The sequence below is a fragment of the Psychroserpens sp. S379A genome (assembly GCF_049800755.1).
Lineage (GTDB): Bacteria > Bacteroidota > Bacteroidia > Flavobacteriales > Flavobacteriaceae > Psychroserpens.
Genome location: NZ_JBNAFQ010000003.1, coordinates 51,819 through 70,014, shown reverse-complemented (window position 1 = coordinate 70,014; position 18,196 = coordinate 51,819). Strand labels below are relative to the sequence as shown.

The window sequence follows — 18,196 nt, the reverse complement described above, 5'->3', positions numbered from 1 at the left end:
TTTTTGCTATGCTTAGTTTTAAAGATCAACTTAATAGAACAATCACGTTTAAACAAACACCCAAACGAATTGTGAGTTTGGTGCCTTCGCAAACCGAATTAATTGTTGATTTAGGTTTAGAAGATTCCCTTATTGGTGTGACTAAATTTTGTGTGCATCCAAAGCATTTGCGACAACAAAAAGCTATAGTTGGAGGAACTAAACAAGTTAATATTGATAAGATTAAAGCATTAAAACCTGATGTTATTCTTTGTAATAAAGAAGAGAATACCAAAGCAATGATAACTGAATTAGAGCAAATCGCTCCAGTGCATTTAAGTGATATTTATACAATTGATGATAGCTTAGAGCTTATTAATAGCTACGGAAAGTTATTTGATAAGACTTTAGAAGCAAAGCAAATGGTGAATGCTATTCAAGACAAACACCATTGTTTTAAAACGTCTATTGAAGGACGCTCTAAGCTAAAAGTGGCTTATTTTATTTGGAAAAATCCTTGGATGGTGGCTGCAAATCATAATTTTATTCATAGCATGCTTCAGCTTAACAATTTCGAAAATGTATTTCAAAACCTAACACGTTATCCCGAAATTAAGCTTTCAGAATTAAAAGAAAAGCAACCAGATGTGATATTGTTATCTAGCGAACCTTATCCTTTTAAACCTAAAGATGTTGAAGCCTTAGCTTTAGAATTTCCTAATACGACAATAAAAATAGTTGATGGTGAAGCGTTTTCTTGGTATGGCTCTCGACTTTTAAAAGCGTTTGATTATTTTAAAGTATTACACAGTACGCTTTAATGTTCTTGAAGTAAGTTTAAATCTCTAATTAAAAACTTATGTTTATTCATTTTATGAAGCAACTTAATGGCTTTATATTCTGAAATATCACTTAAAGCAGAATCTGTTTGTCTAAAGTTATACGCTTGCTCAATAAGCGTTTTATATCTCGAAAGTAATAAGCGTTGTTTGTCTATATATTTTTGAGAGTTCTTCATTAAGTTTTACAAATGAGCTATTAAATATATAGAAAAAAAAGCAATTCAACAAAAAAAAATCGGTCTGTAGATTTAGACCGATTTTTTAACTAACTATCCTAATTCAAATAATGTGAGAAGATTTATTCTTAACAACTAACTGGTGCAAATATCTAATATAATTAATGGACTAATGTTATGTTAATATTAGCATTGTATTAAGAATGATTTGTTAGCTTTAAAACATCAACTTTATGCTGCTTATTATGAAAACGACACTACTCTCAATGGTTCTATTATGTACGTTAAATTTTTATGCGCAAACCCAACCTTGTAATTGTTGTACCGAAAAACATGCAGAGTTTGATTTTTGGATTGGCGAATGGCAAGTCACTAATCCAGATGGATCTGCAGCAGGAACCAATACTATTGTAAAAGTTCAAGATAATTGTGTGCTTCAAGAACATTGGACAAGTGCTAAAGGAAACTTTACAGGAACAAGCAATAATTTTTATAATTATAAAACCAAGCAATGGGAACAAATTTGGGTAGATAACCAAGGACAAAGTTTGCACTTAAAAGGCCACCGAATAGCAAATCAAATGATTTTACAGACTGATGAAGAGAACAACAAAGATGGTGTTCCGTTTTATCATCGTGTGACTTGGACATTAAACGACGATGGCTCTGTTCGTCAATATTGGGAAACTATAACCAATGGTAAAGACATTACAGTTGCTTTTGACGGATTGTATAGAAAAAAGTAGTTTGGTAGATAGTAAGCAGTAAGCAGTAAGCAGTAAGTAGTAAGTAGTAAGTAGTAAGTAGTAAGTAGTAAGTCTTTTTTAGATTAAATAAATTATTTAAATTTCACTAATCACTAATCACTAATCACTAATCACTAATCACTAATCACTAATCACTAATCACTAATCACTAATCACTAATCACTAATCCTGTAACGCAAATACTTTTCTAAGTAAATCTGTGGTTCTAGAAGAGACTTTGTTTCGTATTTCTTTTTCTTCAACAGCAATCATGGTATATACACCTTTTAAAGCTTCACCAGTGACGTAATCGGTTAAATCTGGATTTACATTATTGGTAAACGGAATGGCATTATACTTATTGATTAGATTAGCCCAAATTTGATCAGCACCAACTTTACTAAAACTACTATTAATTACAGGTTTAAACTTATTGTAAAGCGCAGTTTGTGTTTTATTAGTCAAGTACTGGGTTGCAGCATTGTCATTACCAAGTAAAATGTTTTTTGCATCATCAAATGTAATGTCTTTTACAGCGTTTATAAAAATAGGAGTTGCTTCCTTAACGGCATCTTCAGCAGCTCTGTTTAATACTTTTAAGCCTTCATCTGCAAGGTTATCCAATCCAATATCACGTAAACCTTTATCGACTTTTTGCAACTCTTTTGGTAATAAGATCTTAACCAATTCATTTTTAAAAAAGCCATCCTTTTGCGTGAGTTTGCTAACCTGTTTGTCAATGCCTAAATCTAAGGCTTGACGCAAACCTGCAGCCATATCAGCATTACTTAAAATAGAACCAGATTGTTGAGGGAGTTGGTCAACTACACTTTGTAATTCTGCGCAAGCAGTTAAGTTGAAAAACACTAATAATAAAGCTAATAACTTACGTATCATCAATTGAAATATTTTATATTGTTCGACAAATATATAGATTTGAACTTATTGGTATCTTGATTTTTGACACCATTTTTTTTAGAGTGTCACATTTATGAATTTTATTCAATAGAATTAAACATTAAACTATTCTAAATCGTAAAGCTCTTCTTTTGAAAATTCCGTAAATTTGTGTCCTTTAAAACACATAATTTTACGAATGAAACAAATCGCACCATATAATCCGAAGTATAAAGTAAGAATTGTAACCGCAGCATCATTGTTTGATGGTCATGATGCCTCTATAAATATCATGCGTAGAATCATTCAAGCTACAGGAGTAGAGGTGATTCACTTAGGACATGATAGAAGTGTCGAAGAGGTTGTAAATACTGCCATTCAAGAAGATGTAAATGCTATCTGTATGACTTCTTATCAAGGTGGTCATAATGAGTATTTTAAATACATGCACGACCTGTTAAAAGAAAAAGGTGCTGGTCATATAAAAATCTTCGGAGGTGGAGGTGGAGTGATTTTACCTTCAGAAATTAAAGAGTTGATGGATTACGGAATTGATCGTATCTATTCACCTGATGATGGTAGAGAAATGGGATTGCAAGGCATGATTAATGATTTGGTTCAACAATCAGATTTTGCTATTGGTGATGCGCTTAATGGTGAGATTGATAGCCTTCCGAAGAAAAATCCTAAAGACATTGCTCGTGTGATTTCTTCTGCTGAAAACTTTCCAGAGGTTGCTAAAGCAGCTTTAGATAAAATTCATACTAAAAACAAAAACTCTAAGACACCTGTTCTCGGAATTACAGGAACTGGTGGTGCAGGAAAATCGAGTTTGGTTGATGAACTCGTTCGTCGCTTCTTAATCGATTTTCCAGAAAAAACCATTGGTATTGTGTCTGTCGATCCTTCTAAACGTAAAACAGGAGGCGCACTTCTTGGAGATCGTATTCGTATGAATGCCATCAATTCTTCTAGAGTGTATATGCGTAGTCTAGCAACACGTCAGTCTAATCTAGCCTTGTCTAAATATGTAAATGAGGCTGTAGAAGTACTAAAAGCTGCCGAGTATGATTTAATTATTTTAGAAACTTCTGGTATCGGACAATCTGATACTGAAATTATAGAACATAGCGATGTGTCACTTTATGTGATGACGCCTGAGTTTGGAGCAGCTACACAATTAGAAAAAATCGACATGCTCGATTTTGCCGATTTAGTAGCGATTAATAAGTTTGATAAACGAGGTGCTAAAGATGCCTTACGTGATGTAAAAAAACAATACATGCGTAACAATAATCTTTGGGATACACCTCAAGACGAGTTACCTGTTTTTGGAACCATTGCGTCTCAATTTAACGATCCTGGTATGAATACGCTTTACAAAGCGATTATGGATAAGTTGGTTGAAAAAGCAGATTCAGACTTAAAATCTACTTTCGAGATTTCTAAAGAAATGAGTGAGAAGATTTTTGTCATTCCGCCTGCGAGAACACGTTACCTTTCTGAAATTGCTGAAAACAATCGTGCATACGACAAAACGGCTAATGCACAAGTTGAGGTGGCTCAAAAGCTATACGGAATTTATAAAACGATTTGCTCTGTGGCTAATGTCACATCGAGCGAAGTCGAGATGTCTTTCCTTGGAAAATTAGGACTTAATGATGATGAGATCCTGAATCAAGTTCAGGATGACAATACAAAGGATTTTTTAGGCTTGCTTGTTAAAGAATTCGACCGCGTAAAACTCAACCTCGATCCTTATAATTGGGAAGTCATTACAGGTTGGGATGACAAGGTTAACAAGTATAAAAACCCAATCTATTCCTTTAAAGTAAGAGATAAAGAAATTAAGATTGAAACCCATACAGAATCGTTATCGCATACGCAAATACCAAAGGTAGCGTTGCCAAAGTACCAAGCTTGGGGAGATATTTTAAGATGGACCTTACAAGAAAATGTACCTGGTGAGTTTCCATATACATCAGGATTATATCCATTTAAACGTACAGGAGAAGATCCAGCGCGTATGTTTGCTGGAGAAGGTGGACCAGAACGTACCAATAGACGTTTTCATTATGTGAGTCAAGGGATGCCTGCTAAACGTTTATCTACGGCTTTTGATAGTGTAACGCTTTACGGAAACGATCCAGATCATAGACCAGATATCTACGGAAAAATTGGAAATGCTGGTGTGTCTATTTGCTGTTTAGATGATGCTAAAAAATTATACTCTGGTTTTAATCTCGCAGATGTAATGACCTCTGTAAGTATGACTATTAATGGTCCTGCGCCTATGTTACTTGGCTTTTTTATGAATGCAGCCATAGACCAACAATGTGAGATTTACATTAAAGAGAATGGTTTAGAAAAAGAGGTAGAAGCTAAAATAGCCAAGCTATATAAAGAAAAAGGAATTGAGCGTCCAAAGTATAATGGAGAGTTGCCAGAAGGTAATGATGGTTTAGGTTTGATGCTTTTAGGTGTTACAGGAGATCAAGTATTACCAGCAGAGGTATACCAAAATATTAAAATTAAAACCATTGCTCAAGTTCGTGGAACGGTTCAAGCTGATATCTTGAAGGAAGACCAAGCGCAAAACACCTGCATTTTTTCAACAGAATTTGCATTGCGTTTAATGGGAGATGTTCAGGAGTATTTTATTGAAAATAATGTACGTAACTTTTATTCAGTATCTATTTCTGGATATCATATTGCCGAAGCAGGAGCGAATCCTATTTCGCAATTAGCGTTTACACTCTCTAACGGATTTACCTATGTTGAGTATTACCTTTCTAGAGGGATGGACATCAATAAATTCGGGCCAAACTTATCCTTCTTTTTCTCAAACGGTATCGACCCAGAATATGCGGTTATTGGTCGTGTAGCTCGTAAAATTTGGGCCAAAGCATTAAAGCATAAGTATGGCGCCAATGCAAGAGCACAGATGCTAAAATATCATATTCAAACATCTGGTAGGAGTTTGCATGCACAAGAAATTGACTTTAATGATATTCGTACAACCCTTCAAGCTTTATATGCTATTTACGATAACTGTAATTCATTACATACCAATGCTTATGACGAAGCCATTACAACACCAACAGAAGAATCGGTACGTCGTGCGATGGCAATTCAGTTGATTATTAATAAGGAGTTAGGATTAAATAAAAATGAAAACCCAATACAAGGCTCTTTTATTATTGAAGAGCTTACCGATTTGGTAGAAGAAGCAGTGCTTATGGAATTTGATCGCATCACAGAACGTGGTGGTGTGCTTGGTGCTATGGAAACCATGTACCAACGAAGCAAGATACAAGAAGAGAGTTTATACTATGAAACCTTAAAGCATAATGGCGAGTTTCCAATTATTGGAGTAAACACCTTTTTAAGTTCTAAAGGCTCTCCAACGGTTTTACCTGCGGAAGTGATTAGAGCTACAGAAGAAGAAAAACAATTTCAAATCAAAACTTTAGAGAACCTTCATAAAGCAAATGATACTAAGCAATTGCTAAAAGACTTACAACACAAAGCCATTAACAATGAGAATATCTTTGAAGCCTTAATGGACGTTTGTAAAGTATGTTCATTAGGTGAAATTACATCAGCTTTATTTGAGGTTGGCGGACAATATCGTAGAAACATGTAAGCAGAGAACCAACTTTTGTTTACAAAAGTTGTGTGAATCGCTTATGCTGAGCGAAGTCGAAGCATCTCACTAAAAAGTACAAAACATTGCGAACCAACTTTTGTTTACAAAAGTTGTGTGAATCGCTTATGCTGAGCGCAGTCGAAGCATCTCACTAAAAAGAACAAAGCACTGCGAACCAACTTTTGTTTACAAAAGTTGTGTGAATCGCTTATGCTGAGCGGAGTCGAAGCATCTTAAACTCGTTTTAGAAATTCTTTATGATATACATAGTATCAAAATAATAAACAGCAAAAATCCCGAGCATATACTCGGGATTTTTGTTACCTACATTTAAGCCTTTTATAACCCATTTTTAAAGACGAATAAGACTTTAGATGACTTTCAATAAAAAATGATGATATCATCTAAAAACGTCAAAATTTTGACACAGATTGACACAAATTGACACAGATTGATACAAATTGATACAAATTGACACAAATTGACACAAATTGACGCATCCTGATACAAATTGACACATCCTGACACAAATTGACACAAATTGACACAATTTTAGGCCCAAAAAGCGTTTTTTGGTGGGTTTTCTTCGAGTGTTGTTCGAGACTTGTTCGAGAAACGCTTTGGTATATATTTTAAAAATATGATGTTGTAGGAGGAATCTCGAAGCCATCTTTAAGCACACTTATAAAACCTTTAAAATACTAAGCACAACCTAAGTATATAGGTATAAGCACCTTTCTAGAAAAGTAAAAAATGAGTTGATATAAAATAATATATTAGATATGAGTATATTTATATCGTATAAAACGAGTTAGCCACAAACACGAGAAACACCTGTTAATAAATGAACAACATTGGAATATTAAAAGATTTACTCAAAACCTATGCGGATGATATTGAAAGGAATAATCAACTATTGATTGCACTTTTAATATTTATATCGATTAATTTAATAACGACAATAATCAATATAATTTCCCAGCATAAACTAAAGTCTAAGGACAAAAGTATAATTTCATTTAAAATAAAAGAACAAAAAAGAATTTCAATATTTGAAAGCATATACAGAAAGTTAGACAAAATGACTTTTTTAGATGGGAAAACAGAAGCTGATGAACTATTACAATTAATACAGAATGTAGAAAAATCAATCAGTAAAAACAAACTCTATATACATAAAAAAAATCAGAAGTTGATGTATGACATAACAGACTATTTCAAAACGACATTGACGGATTATAGGAAAAAAGACTACCGTAAAGAATTAAAATTATTTGACAAACTTTCATCAAACTTTGGTAAATGATTCTATTCGAGTTCCCTAAAATACTTAAACCAAATTCAATTTATGAGTTATTAAATTCACTGGAACGAGCTTTCAGTATGGAGGAAAAACTTGTACCTAATGTTGTCATAAATTTACAAAAAGTAAAAAAAACATCTTTGTTAGGTATTTTACTTAACTATAAGTTTATAGAATACACTTATAAACACAATTGTTTTAAAAAGCCTAATCTATTTGTTAACGACTATATCGAAAAAGAATGGGAAAGATATGGTTTCACAAAATTGATTCACTCTTTTGTTTCTAATAAAGATTTGACTGAAAGAAACTACAAAAACCTAAAGGTTTTTGTAGATGATAGATTTATTATAGCACCACAAGCTTTACTACGCTCAAAAGATTATTCAGATAAATTTTTAAAATCTGAGTTTTTACCCAAAATTGAAGAATATTATAAAAAAAATGATAAAGTAGTATCTATGATTTTCTTATGCTTATCAGAGATATTACTAAATTTTTGGGAGCACGCAGTCGATGATACAAATTCCATTCTTGTCGCTGAAGGAAACGAAAATCATATAGAAATTGCTTGTGCAGATACTGGTAATGGAATTATTACAACATTAAATAGAGTCTTTGAAAACAGCTCTATCGATAGACCAGGAACATTAAAGAAATCTGTAGAAAAATTTGTTACCTCAAAAAAAATGACAAATCATATGGGTTACGGTCTTTGGATTTTAAACCAAATAGCAACAAAAACAAGAGGTCGATTCCATATTTATTCCGAAGGAGCATTTTACAAAAACGACTTTGGCAAAGAATTTGCAAAAAAATGTGGGTATTGGAAAGGTACTATTATTTATTTATCACTACCTTTAAAAGAACCGATAACTCTTAGTGATATTGAAAATCACGACAATAAAAAATTTAACGATATTAAAATAAATTGGAAATAATGAAAAATATAAGTTTAGACGATTTCGGTCCAATTATAAGTACTAAAGAATCAGGAAGTAAAATCCTTGGTTTAATAACAGAAAGTTTAAAAACTAACCCGAAAGTTTCTGTAGATTTGGGAAATATAAGGTCAATGGCAACATTCTGCGCTAAACAGATTTTCGGAAAATTATACGTTACATTAGGTGCTGAAAAGTTTTTTGAAAATATAGAAATTGTAAATGCCTCGGACGATTTAAAATCAATTATTAAAATCGGAATTCAAAGTGCAATTCAAGAAAGTGTCAGTGGCTAACAACGTATATAATCCATTGCTAGTGAAAGCTTACTTACGAAAATCCTCGCGGATTTTCTATTCGGTTTTTATTTGCTAAATTACGTGCTAAACCACGCAACGAATCATATACAAATCCGTTAGCTTTAATTGTTCTGAATTATGAAAAATATACTTTTTGTCTGTTCTGCGAATAAGCAAAGATCAAAAACAGCATCGGATTACTTTTCTGAAAAATTCAAAATATTTGAATTCGATTCTGCTGGAACGAACCATAAGATTTGTAATAAAGAGGGAACTAAACCTCTAACAATGGATTTAATGAACTGGGCGGATTTAGTCATTGTTATGGAGCAAAGGCACAGAAAATTAATTGTGGAAAATGGTGGATCAGAATTCGGAAATAAAATTAAAGTTTTAGCTATTCCTGATAGATTCAAATATTATCAAAAAGAATTGATTGAATTACTCGAACAGAAAGCTGAACCTCTTTTCTATCACAACTAAAAGCTAACAACGTATATAATTAATTGTTCAGTCTGTGTGTACTTAAAAGAGCTGTAAAGGTTTTATATGTAGTGGGTTACGTGACTTAAAATAATGTAAGGCTTGCGGCTACTTGTTTATTTCTTCGAAAGAGTTATTGTTAGAAGATTATTATCTTTACTCAAGTGAATAATATGGCAACATACGAGGCATTTGTAAAAAGAGTTTTTAACAGCTACTGTACTGTAAGTGAAGTATCTGTAGCTTCTGTTTTATCCATTTCTAGAGTACAGCATTTAAAAAAAGGCGACTTGTTGTTAGATATAGGCAAGGTTTCTAGAGAGAAACATATGTTGTATAAAGGCGCTATTGTATCTTATTTTATCAATAGCCGAGGTGATTTATACCATAAGAATATTTTTTTAGAAGATGATTTTGTGGGTTCTACAGTTTCTGCCTTAAAGGAACAAGCTTCAGAATTTGCTCTAGAAGTGATTGAAGATAGCACATTAATAAGCTTTAATTACAATATGTACCGTAAACTTATGGCTAAGCATTTAGATCTTAATGACTTTTATATAGCATATCTTGAAAAAAACTGGGTTATAGATAAAGAAAGACGAGAAATAGATATTGTTTTAAAAACTGCCTATGAGCGTTACCTTGATTTTATAAGTGCTCATCCTAATATCGAGACCAGAATACCATTGCATTATATTGCTTCGCATTTAGGAATAACACCTACTCAATTAAGCAGAATTAGAAAAAAAATAAAAAAAAGATAATTTAAATCAACATATGTAAAGGCATCCTACTTTCTTCTTGCTCACCTTTGCATTATGAAATCAATACTTCTTTATTGTCTTGCCTGTGCAGGAGGTGTGTTTTTGGCTATACAAGCTGGATTTAACACCCAACTTGGCACTATATTAAAGCAGCCTATTTTGGCAGTAATAGCAACATCAATTGCCAGCTCGGTTTTTGGGATTGTTGTTTTTTTAATTATAGGTAAAGATACTTTTCAATTTGAACGTATAGTTCATGTGCCTTGGTATTTATGGTTTATTGGTGGTTTGTTTAGTATGATTGGTATTTCGCTATACTTTTATACCATACCCAAAATGGGAATTTCTAAAATGATTGCTTTTGGGTTATGCGGACAACTTATTTTCTCGTTAATAGCAGGAACATTTGGTTGGTTGAACCTTCCGGTAGAACCTTTAACATCTAAACGCCTAATAGGAGCTTTTGCAATGATTGTAGGCATTATATTAATAAATTTAAAATGAAACACAACACATTAAATACGCATAACTTAGGATTGTTATGGACCTTAGCAGGAACAGCATTTGATGGCTTTAAAGAAGGCAAAGGATATTTTGTTTCTTTAGTAGAAAACTCTGAGTGGCCCAATAGAATTTGGGTTAACAAGAAACTCACTCCAGAGCTCATGACGAGCGTCATATCTGAAATGAAAGCTAATAACCAGATTACGTTTTCACATTTTAATGAAAACAAAAGTGAAACCAGTTTGTTAGAAGGTAGTGAGTTGCAACTCAAATCATTACAATATGGTATGAGTTTACCGCTTAATTCAAAATTTATAATTGAAAGAACACTTACCTTAGATAGAGTTGATAGTTTGGTAAAGGCCAAGCTTTGGAGTAGGGCTTTTAAAGAGGCGTTTCAATATAATATCTCTTCTCAAACCATTGTAAAAACATGCGATGCCATAGCCTATTATTTGGTAAAACAAGAAGATACGCTGGTAGGTACCATTATTTTGTTTGGAAGTAATAATACCATTGGAATTCATAGCCTTGGAATTATACCTTCACAACGAAAAAAAGGGTATGCCAAAGAAATCATGCACCATGTTTTAAATATGGCAATAGATAAAAATTACGACTTGGCCACATTACAAGCTTCAGAAATGGCGAGACAGATGTATGCTAAAATGGGATTTTCTTTAGACTTTATGATGGAAAACTATATTCTAAAACAATAATAACTTATGAACTATATTAAAGACCAAGAATGGCGTTATGCCACTAAAACGTTTGATGCTTCTAAAAAAGTGTCTAAGGCACATATTAATCTTATTAAAAGGGCAATACAACTCTCTGTTTCTTCTTACGGATTGCAAACCTACAAAGTGCTTATAATTGAGAATGCCTCAATACGAGAACAGCTCAAACCCGTATCATGGCAGCAGAGTCAGATTACAGACGCTTCGCATTTGATTGTGTTTTGTAATTATACGCAAGTTGAACCACAAGTTATAGATGATTATATTGATCTAACAGCAAGAGTTAGAGGATTAGATCTAGAGTCTTTAAAAGGTTATGGCGATTTTATGAAAATGAAAATTTTAGAACAGCCTAAAGCAGACCTATTTAACTGGACTAAAAACCAAACCTATATTGCTCTAGCCAATTTGCTGTCGGTTTGTGCTTCTCTACAAATAGATGCTTGTCCGATGGAAGGCTTTGAAGCCGCACAATACAATGAAATTTTAGGTTTAAAAGACAAAGGCTTAAATGCCTCTGTAATTGCTGCAATAGGTTATAGAAGTGCCGAGGATGCGACTCAATATTGGAAGAAAGTAAGAAAGCCTTTAGAGGATCTTTTTGAAGACTTATAGACTACGGTATTTGAAGTCATGCATAGATAGAAGCAGTTTGAGTATGATCTCAAACTGTTTTTTATTTAGATAGAGTATGTTGTATCTTTGAAAGTAAAGGTATACGATTAGTAATTACTTAAAACAGGTGTTTTTAGTAGTGCATAAAGCGTCTTTTGAAATGAATGAAGTTAGAACTTTTATTGAACAAATAACTCCAATAACCGATTCAGATTGGCAATTATTCTCATCAAAATTACAAAAGGTAACTTTTAAAAAGCATTCTGTATTATTAGAATTAGGAACGGTTGAAACCTATTTGTCATTTATAGTAAAAGGCATTGTTAGATTTTATGTTCCAGGAGAAGAAACAGATTTAACGTTTGGGTTTTTGTTTGAAAATGAGTTTGTTACAGGTTATGATTCCTTTTTAACACAAGGTCCTTCAAAATATGAAATAGAAACCTTAACCGATACAACTTTATGGCGAATTTCATATGCAGACTTAGAGGAAGTTTATGCACAGACCAACACAGGTAATGTTATTGGACGAAAGATGGCAGAGGCTATGTTTCTTATAAAATCTAAACGAGAACTATCCTTATTAAGTCAGTCTGCAGAGGAACGGTATTTGGATTTATTTTTAGAACGTCCCAAATTATTACAACACATCCCTTTAAAATATATTGCATCATACATTGGTGTAACGCCACAGGCATTAAGCAGAATACGAAGACGAATTACTTAACTTAGGTTCATTGGTTTTACTTTGGTGTTTTTAGACCTTTGCTTTTTAGTAATTAAAAAAAACATGAAACCACTCATTGTACTATTAGTAAGTTTTATAATCTCAGTTTTGTTAATAAAAGCTATTACAGCAACCTATAATTTTACCTTAGCAGCAAGAGTCGCAATGGCTACAATGCTTCTATTTACAGCAATAGGGCATTTTGCGTTTACAAAAGGAATGTCGATGATGATTCCTAAATGTATTCCATTTAAAGAGGGTTTGGTTTACGTAACAGGAGTGTTTGAAATTTTAGTAGCAATAGGACTATTAATACCAAGATTTAAATCCCTTTCAGGCTGGGCATTAATTATTTTTCTTTTACTCATGTTACCTGCTAATATTTATGCCTCAATGCATCATGTGAACTATCAAAAAGGGACATTTAATGGTAATGGCCTTTTGTATTTGTGGTTTAGAATCCCGTTACAAATTGTTTTTATAGTTTGGACTTATGTTAGTTCTATTAGATTATAATCACAATACGGGTTATAATTGAAACAAGCGGCTTTTTGTTATGTAGTATTAATTCCTTAATTTGAAATTCTTCAAACTAAAAAATGAATTGAATTACAGCAAATCACATACACTTATACTTAACAATATAGGAAGGTTTATTGAACTCACTGAGTTAGAAAAACAAAAATACCTCTCATTACTTACAGAAATAAAAGTTAAGAAGAAGGATTTTTTGATGCAAGCAGGTGATATTACTACTTATGAGTATTTTATAACCAAAGGCTGTTTAAAGGTATATACTTTAGATGAAGAAGGTGCGCCACATATCTCTATGTTTGCTGTAGAAGATTATTGGACAGGCGATATGTCTAGTTTTATGACCAAAACGCCAACACGCTATTTTATTAAGGCTATAGAATCTTCAGAATTATTAGGAATCTCTAAAGCTAATTATGATTTGTTATTTCAAGAAATCCCTAAATTTGAACGGTTTTATCGCATCCTCTATCAACGCTCGCTAGTAAGCTATATAAGGCGTTCTAATCATGGTATATCATTAACTGCAGAGGAAAGGTATATGGCTTTTAAAACAAAGTATCCAGAAATTATTCATAGAGTCACTCAAAAAGATTTAGCAGCTTATATTGGTATTACGCCAGAGTTTATGAGTAAAATTATATCTAAAGTCAACAGAATGTAAAAATCTTAAACTAGTTCATTTTTTTTCATGTATTCCTATCGGAATTTTGAAGCATGAAAAAAATAATTCTCATAAGCGCTTATCTAACTATTGGTTTTGCAAACAATTTGCAAGCACAATTTACACAAGTAGAACTGTTTACGGGTTTAGATAAAACCGATTTTACATTATACTCCAGTTATACTCTCAATAGAGGTGAAACGCTTAATCTTACTACTTTGGCTTTCTTTCAGAAGTTTAGAAAAGAAGCTCATAAGGACTTTGATGAGGTTGGTGTACAACCAACATTATTTTGGACTATTAATAAGCATATTGCTATTGGTCCATCAATATATTACAACAGTTTTTCTGGCTATTCAGAACGCTTTTCGGTTAAGTACACACTAAAAACATCTAGAATTTTATTTGTTGTTATGCCAACAGTTGCTCATTCTGAGCAAAAGCAAGCTAGTTATACCGAATTGTTTGCTCAGTTTCAAATAAACAAACCAATAAACGATAAACTGTCTCTTTGGTTAAATGGACAATTTTTATCGGTTTGGGACGAGTTTAAAACGCATTCTAGAAGCTTTCAGCAATTGCGTTCGGGCGTGTCAATTAATGATCATCAATTTGGAATAGGCTTAGACTTTGACCAGTATGGCCCTAACCCTATAGAACAAACATCTTTCGGTGTGTATTACCGAAACACCTTATAAACAATTTAAATCTTAAATAGTATGAAAAATTTAGTAAAAACACTTTTAGCAACGTCTCCAAATATTGGATTTAGTATTTCACGATTAACACTTGGGCTGGTGATCTTTCCGCATGGCGCACAAAAATTATTAGGACTTTTTGGCGGTTATGGTTATTCAGCAACCATGGATGTATTAACTACTCAATTGGGATTGCCTAGTATGGTAGCCTTTTTAGTTATTATGATTGAGTTTTTTGGCGCTATCTCATTAATTTTAGGTTTCTTTAGTAGGTTTTGGTCATTATCGCTAGCAGTTATGTTTGTAGGTATTATTTACACCACACAGATAGACCATGGTTTTTTTATGAATTGGTATGGAAACCAAGCAGGTGAAGGATACGAATTTTCACTTTTAGTAATAGGTCTTGCAATAAGCATAGTTGTTAACGGAAGCGGAAAATGGTCACTTGATACATTCATTACAAAAACACAATAAGCATGAAAACAATAATCACAATCGCAGGAAGTAACAGTCAAGATTCCATCAATAAAAGTTTAATCTATTATACTTCAGGACTGTTAGAAAAAGTTGACATTATTTCAATTGATTTAAACGATTATATATTGCCTGTTTATGGTGTAGATTATGAAGCTGAAAATGGCATACCTACAGCCATTAAACGACTAGACGAATTATTAGACCAAGCAGATGGTTTTATCGTAGCCCTTGCGGAACATAATGGGTCTTATGCAGCAGTATTTAAAAATACTATAGATTGGTTGTCGCGAGCTAATATAAGCATATGGAGAACAAAACCAATGCTCTTAATGGCAACGTCACCAGGTAGTAGAGGAGGAGCAACCGTTTTACAGTCTGCTAAAGCCTACTTTCCTTATTTGGGTGCTACGATAGTAGCAGATTATTCACTGCCAAAATTTTATGATAAGTTTTCTGAAGGTAAAATTGTTGATGAAGAATTGAGTAAAGAATTGAACCAAAAAGTATTGCTTTTTGAACAAGCTTTATAAAATAGTATTTAATTTTAAACCAATGAGTTATAGGTTTGTTTCTTGGAACAATTACAAATAGTTTTTGCAATATGCATCTTTTTTTAAGGTTTCTCGTCTATTATGTGAACTTAAAAAAACATAAATTATGAAAACCCCTGAATGCGTATGCGATTGTAAAGGTTGTAAAGATGGAAACTGCAATAATTGTACTTGCGAAAATTGCACCTGTAACAATTGTAACTGTTAAGTAGTATTAAAATTAAAAGATTTAATGTCTGTTTTGGTATCTTTATACTAAAGGAGGCATTATTTGCTCATATATTATGACCACAACAAAAGCGCTTTGGAACCATCATGCTGATGATATCAAATACTTTATTTTAAGTAAGGTTAAAGATGCTTCGGTTGCCGATGATTTACTGCAAGACACCTTTATAAAAGCCCATACAAAATTAGAAACCTTAAAGCATGATGATAAGGCCAAATCATGGTTGTTTTCAATTGCAAGATATACGGTTTTAGATTATTTTAGAACACGCGATATCGTTTATGAAATGACTGATGAAGATTTTGCTTTTGAAGACCAAAAATTAGAACACACTGAAATGGATTGCTTGCATGGTATTATTAAGCGGTTGCCAAAAAAATATAGAGATCCACTCTTTTTAAGTGATATTAAAGGAATGAAGCAAGCTCAGGTATCAAAACAACTACAACTGCCTTTACCTACTGTAAAATCTCAAATACAACGTGGACGAAAATTGATTGCTCAAGGTTTTATAGATTGTTGCGATTTTAAAGTTAACGACAATGGTTTTCTTGTTGGAGAACTCAAAGAAAAAGCCGATTGTAAAGTTTGCAATTAAATCTTAAAGTGTCATCATCCAATGACGTTGTAAACGTTTGAATTTTTTTAACTCATTTTGAAGTATAGGTAAGTAGTCTTTTCCATTACTATTACAATGCTGTAAGCGATTACAATTTAAATGTAAGCGATGCACTAATCGTTCTAGTGCAGCTAAATGTTTGTGTTTTTTTACAGCGCAATGTTCGGCTTGAACTTTTTCAATTTCGGGCGCTAAAGATTGTGATTGCTGAACAATATCACCTGAAAAATAAATGTTGGTGTCTTCAGAACCATCAGACCTTAAATACGATAAATCTTGACCAATGTATGTAGAGATACTTCTTGATAGCACAAGAATATCCATAGCCTTTTGATATATAGGCAGTTCAGATAAGTGAGATGGGATATTATAATTCATTTTTTTAATAGCAATTGTAACAAAATTAGTGACTAGTTTTGAATTTTTACTTTAGGTATTAAGGTAAAAATGTATATTTGATTTAATTATTAATGTATATTGTGAAAATTCTTTAAATGAATATGGATAGCTTAAATTGGAAGATTTTAAAATGCTTGCAACTAAATGCTCGTTTATCTAATGCAGAAATTGGTCGGCAAGTGGGTATTAGCTCTCCAGCAGTTTCTGAGCGTATTAAAAAGATGGAAGATGCAGGTATTATACAAAGTTATAACACTTTGGTAAGTCCGTTTGAAGTTGGTTATCAGCTTAAAGCATTAATTACACTTCGTGCTTTTATGGGTATGCTCAAACCCTTTTTAGAAAAAGTAAAAACCTATAATGAAGTGATTAATTGTTATCGTATTACTGGTAATGAAAACATTGTTATGGAAGTGGTGTTAAAAAACCAAAAGCACTTAGAGTCGTTTATCGATCAACTCATTGTATATGGCGAAACCAAGACCCAAATTGTATTATCGCATGTTGTTAAACACAATGAAGTAAAACCTTTGAAGTAGTTACTCTATTATTAAATGCGGTACATTGTTTAAATTCCAATCAATGACTAAACCATTAGCTAAACGTTTGGCAACATCTTTTCCGTAAAGATGTTCGCATAGGTATAAAGCTGCTTCAAATGATTTTGCACCTCCAGCTGAAGTAATATACTTTCCGTCGTGAACAAACAAGACCTCTTTTCTAATATCTAATTTAGGAAATCGCTCTCTCATGGTGTCAATATCACTAGGAAAGGTTGTAGAAACCGAGTTGTTAAGCAATCCAGCTTGTGCTAATACAAAGGCTCCATCGCAATGTGAGGTTATAAATTGCGCTTCGGCATCAGTTTTTCTAACAAAATTCAGCATGGCTTCATCTTCTAAATCGGTATCCAAATGATGTTCTGCACTTGGCACAACTAGAATATCGATTTTGGGTAAATCATCCTTCAAATAATTAAAATCTGGAATAATTCGCATGCCTTCAAAAGACATAATAGGATTGTTAGTATTTGCTACTGTAAAGACATTCATTGCTTTAATGCCATCTCTAAATATAGTATGTTGAAAAATATCAAAAGGCGCAGTGAGTTCGGTATTATAAACACCATCCATGATAAGAAATGCTACATTGTAGCGATTGGGTTCGAGTTTAGGAAATTCCCTTTCGTCATGCTGAACTCCTGTACTGAGCTTAGTCGAAGTATGTTTCAGCATCTCATTATTTTGCTTTACTTTTTTATCTTCGGAAGAGTTACAGCTTACGAGTAACAGTATTGAAAGGAATAGTAGAACTGATTTCATAGGTTAAAAATTTAAACCTACAAGGTATTGAAAAC

The 18,196-nt window shown here is 32.8% G+C and carries 23 protein-coding genes; 19 read left to right on the top strand and 4 right to left on the bottom strand.

Annotation, left to right across the window (positions count from 1 at the left end; genetic code table 11):
- The first annotated feature begins 8 nt into the window (after nucleotides 1–8).
- Nucleotides 9–800 (top strand): ABC transporter substrate-binding protein, encoded by a 792-nt coding sequence (locus ACP15M_RS09435; RefSeq protein ID WP_425076961.1) that lies wholly within the window; start codon nucleotides 9–11, stop codon nucleotides 798–800.
- Here the strand turns inward: ACP15M_RS09435 and ACP15M_RS09430 are convergent.
- The gene (locus ACP15M_RS09430; protein WP_425076960.1) at nucleotides 797–997 is read right to left on the bottom strand and encodes a Lacal_2735 family protein; all 201 of its coding nucleotides are present in this window, start codon (nucleotides 995–997) and stop codon (nucleotides 797–799) included. The two genes, ACP15M_RS09435 and ACP15M_RS09430, sit on opposite strands and share 4 nt — an antisense overlap.
- A 245-nt stretch (nucleotides 998–1,242) precedes the next feature.
- Here ACP15M_RS09430 and ACP15M_RS09425 point away from each other — a divergent pair, with 245 nt between their 5' ends.
- The gene (locus ACP15M_RS09425) at nucleotides 1,243–1,743 is read left to right on the top strand and encodes a hypothetical protein (RefSeq protein WP_425076959.1); all 501 of its coding nucleotides are present in this window, start codon (nucleotides 1,243–1,245) and stop codon (nucleotides 1,741–1,743) included.
- Nucleotides 1,744–1,926: 183 nt separating this feature from the next.
- Here the strand turns inward: ACP15M_RS09425 and ACP15M_RS09420 are convergent, their stop codons facing one another.
- Nucleotides 1,927–2,640 carry a DUF4197 domain-containing protein gene (locus ACP15M_RS09420; RefSeq protein ID WP_425076958.1) on the bottom strand — a complete coding sequence of 238 codons (714 nt, stop codon included), beginning with the start codon at nucleotides 2,638–2,640 and terminating at the stop codon, nucleotides 1,927–1,929.
- A 199-nt stretch (nucleotides 2,641–2,839) separates the two neighbouring features.
- On the opposite strand from ACP15M_RS09420, the gene ACP15M_RS09415 reads away from it, so the two are divergent.
- The 16 genes from ACP15M_RS09415 to ACP15M_RS09340 all read left to right on the top strand — a co-directional run bounded on the left by ACP15M_RS09415 (nucleotide 2,840) and on the right by ACP15M_RS09340 (nucleotide 16,419).
- On the top strand, nucleotides 2,840–6,286 hold the full coding sequence (locus tag ACP15M_RS09415) for a methylmalonyl-CoA mutase family protein (RefSeq protein WP_425076957.1): 3,447 nt from the start codon (nucleotides 2,840–2,842) through the stop codon (nucleotides 6,284–6,286).
- Between the two features lie 847 nt (nucleotides 6,287–7,133).
- Nucleotides 7,134–7,595: a hypothetical protein gene (locus ACP15M_RS09410; protein ID WP_425076956.1), complete on the top strand. Its 462-nt coding sequence runs from the start codon at nucleotides 7,134–7,136 to the stop codon at nucleotides 7,593–7,595.
- Nucleotides 7,592–8,533, top strand: coding sequence for a hypothetical protein (locus ACP15M_RS09405; protein WP_425076955.1), 942 nt, complete (start codon nucleotides 7,592–7,594; stop codon nucleotides 8,531–8,533). Before ACP15M_RS09410 ends, ACP15M_RS09405 begins: the two co-directional genes overlap by 4 nt.
- A complete protein-coding gene (locus ACP15M_RS09400) occupies nucleotides 8,533–8,829 on the top strand; it encodes an STAS-like domain-containing protein (RefSeq protein WP_299103562.1) in 297 nt (98 codons plus the stop codon). Before ACP15M_RS09405 ends, ACP15M_RS09400 begins: the two co-directional genes overlap by 1 nt.
- Before the next feature lie 141 nt (nucleotides 8,830–8,970).
- Nucleotides 8,971–9,315, top strand: coding sequence for a phosphotyrosine protein phosphatase (locus ACP15M_RS09395; protein ID WP_425076954.1), 345 nt, complete (start codon nucleotides 8,971–8,973; stop codon nucleotides 9,313–9,315).
- 173 nt (nucleotides 9,316–9,488) lie between these two features.
- A complete protein-coding gene (locus ACP15M_RS09390; protein WP_425076953.1) occupies nucleotides 9,489–10,079 on the top strand; it encodes a Crp/Fnr family transcriptional regulator in 591 nt (196 codons plus the stop codon).
- A 54-nt stretch (nucleotides 10,080–10,133) separates the two neighbouring features.
- Nucleotides 10,134–10,583, top strand: a complete 450-nt coding sequence (locus ACP15M_RS09385; protein WP_425076952.1) for a DMT family transporter — start codon at nucleotides 10,134–10,136, stop codon at nucleotides 10,581–10,583.
- Entirely contained in the window at nucleotides 10,580–11,302 is a 723-nt protein-coding gene (locus ACP15M_RS09380) for a GNAT family N-acetyltransferase (protein WP_425076951.1), read from the top strand. Before ACP15M_RS09385 ends, ACP15M_RS09380 begins: the two co-directional genes overlap by 4 nt.
- 6 nt (nucleotides 11,303–11,308) lie before the next feature.
- On the top strand, nucleotides 11,309–11,938 hold the full coding sequence (locus tag ACP15M_RS09375) for an NAD(P)H-dependent oxidoreductase (protein WP_425076950.1): 630 nt from the start codon (nucleotides 11,309–11,311) through the stop codon (nucleotides 11,936–11,938).
- A 160-nt stretch (nucleotides 11,939–12,098) separates the two neighbouring features.
- Nucleotides 12,099–12,665: a Crp/Fnr family transcriptional regulator gene (locus tag ACP15M_RS09370; protein WP_425076949.1), complete on the top strand. Its 567-nt coding sequence runs from the start codon at nucleotides 12,099–12,101 to the stop codon at nucleotides 12,663–12,665.
- Nucleotides 12,666–12,728: 63 nt separating this feature from the next.
- Nucleotides 12,729–13,181: a DoxX family protein gene (locus tag ACP15M_RS09365; RefSeq protein WP_425076948.1), complete on the top strand. Its 453-nt coding sequence runs from the start codon at nucleotides 12,729–12,731 to the stop codon at nucleotides 13,179–13,181.
- A 61-nt stretch (nucleotides 13,182–13,242) separates the two neighbouring features.
- Nucleotides 13,243–13,863, top strand: a complete 621-nt coding sequence (locus ACP15M_RS09360) for a Crp/Fnr family transcriptional regulator (RefSeq protein ID WP_425076947.1) — start codon at nucleotides 13,243–13,245, stop codon at nucleotides 13,861–13,863.
- Nucleotides 13,864–13,916: 53 nt separating this feature from the next.
- Nucleotides 13,917–14,561, top strand: coding sequence for a hypothetical protein (locus ACP15M_RS09355; RefSeq protein ID WP_425076946.1), 645 nt, complete (start codon nucleotides 13,917–13,919; stop codon nucleotides 14,559–14,561).
- Between the two features lie 21 nt (nucleotides 14,562–14,582).
- The gene (locus ACP15M_RS09350) at nucleotides 14,583–15,038 is read left to right on the top strand and encodes a DoxX family protein (protein ID WP_425076945.1); all 456 of its coding nucleotides are present in this window, start codon (nucleotides 14,583–14,585) and stop codon (nucleotides 15,036–15,038) included.
- A 2-nt stretch (nucleotides 15,039–15,040) separates the two neighbouring features.
- On the top strand, nucleotides 15,041–15,571 hold the full coding sequence (locus tag ACP15M_RS09345) for an NADPH-dependent FMN reductase (protein WP_425076944.1): 531 nt from the start codon (nucleotides 15,041–15,043) through the stop codon (nucleotides 15,569–15,571).
- 305 nt (nucleotides 15,572–15,876) lie between these two features.
- On the top strand, nucleotides 15,877–16,419 hold the full coding sequence (locus tag ACP15M_RS09340) for a sigma-70 family RNA polymerase sigma factor (RefSeq protein WP_425076943.1): 543 nt from the start codon (nucleotides 15,877–15,879) through the stop codon (nucleotides 16,417–16,419).
- 3 nt (nucleotides 16,420–16,422) lie between these two features.
- Here ACP15M_RS09340 and ACP15M_RS09335 read toward each other — a convergent pair whose 3' ends face one another.
- On the bottom strand, nucleotides 16,423–16,818 hold the full coding sequence (locus tag ACP15M_RS09335; RefSeq protein ID WP_425076942.1) for a hypothetical protein: 396 nt from the start codon (nucleotides 16,816–16,818) through the stop codon (nucleotides 16,423–16,425).
- Nucleotides 16,819–16,934: 116 nt separating this feature from the next.
- Here ACP15M_RS09335 and ACP15M_RS09330 point away from each other — a divergent pair, with 116 nt between their 5' ends.
- A complete protein-coding gene (locus ACP15M_RS09330) occupies nucleotides 16,935–17,378 on the top strand; it encodes an Lrp/AsnC family transcriptional regulator (protein ID WP_425076941.1) in 444 nt (147 codons plus the stop codon).
- Here the strand turns inward: ACP15M_RS09330 and ACP15M_RS09325 are convergent, their stop codons facing one another.
- Nucleotides 17,379–18,161 (bottom strand): DJ-1/PfpI family protein, encoded by a 783-nt coding sequence (locus ACP15M_RS09325; RefSeq protein WP_425076940.1) that lies wholly within the window; start codon nucleotides 18,159–18,161, stop codon nucleotides 17,379–17,381.
- Nucleotides 18,162–18,196 lie beyond the last annotated feature (35 nt).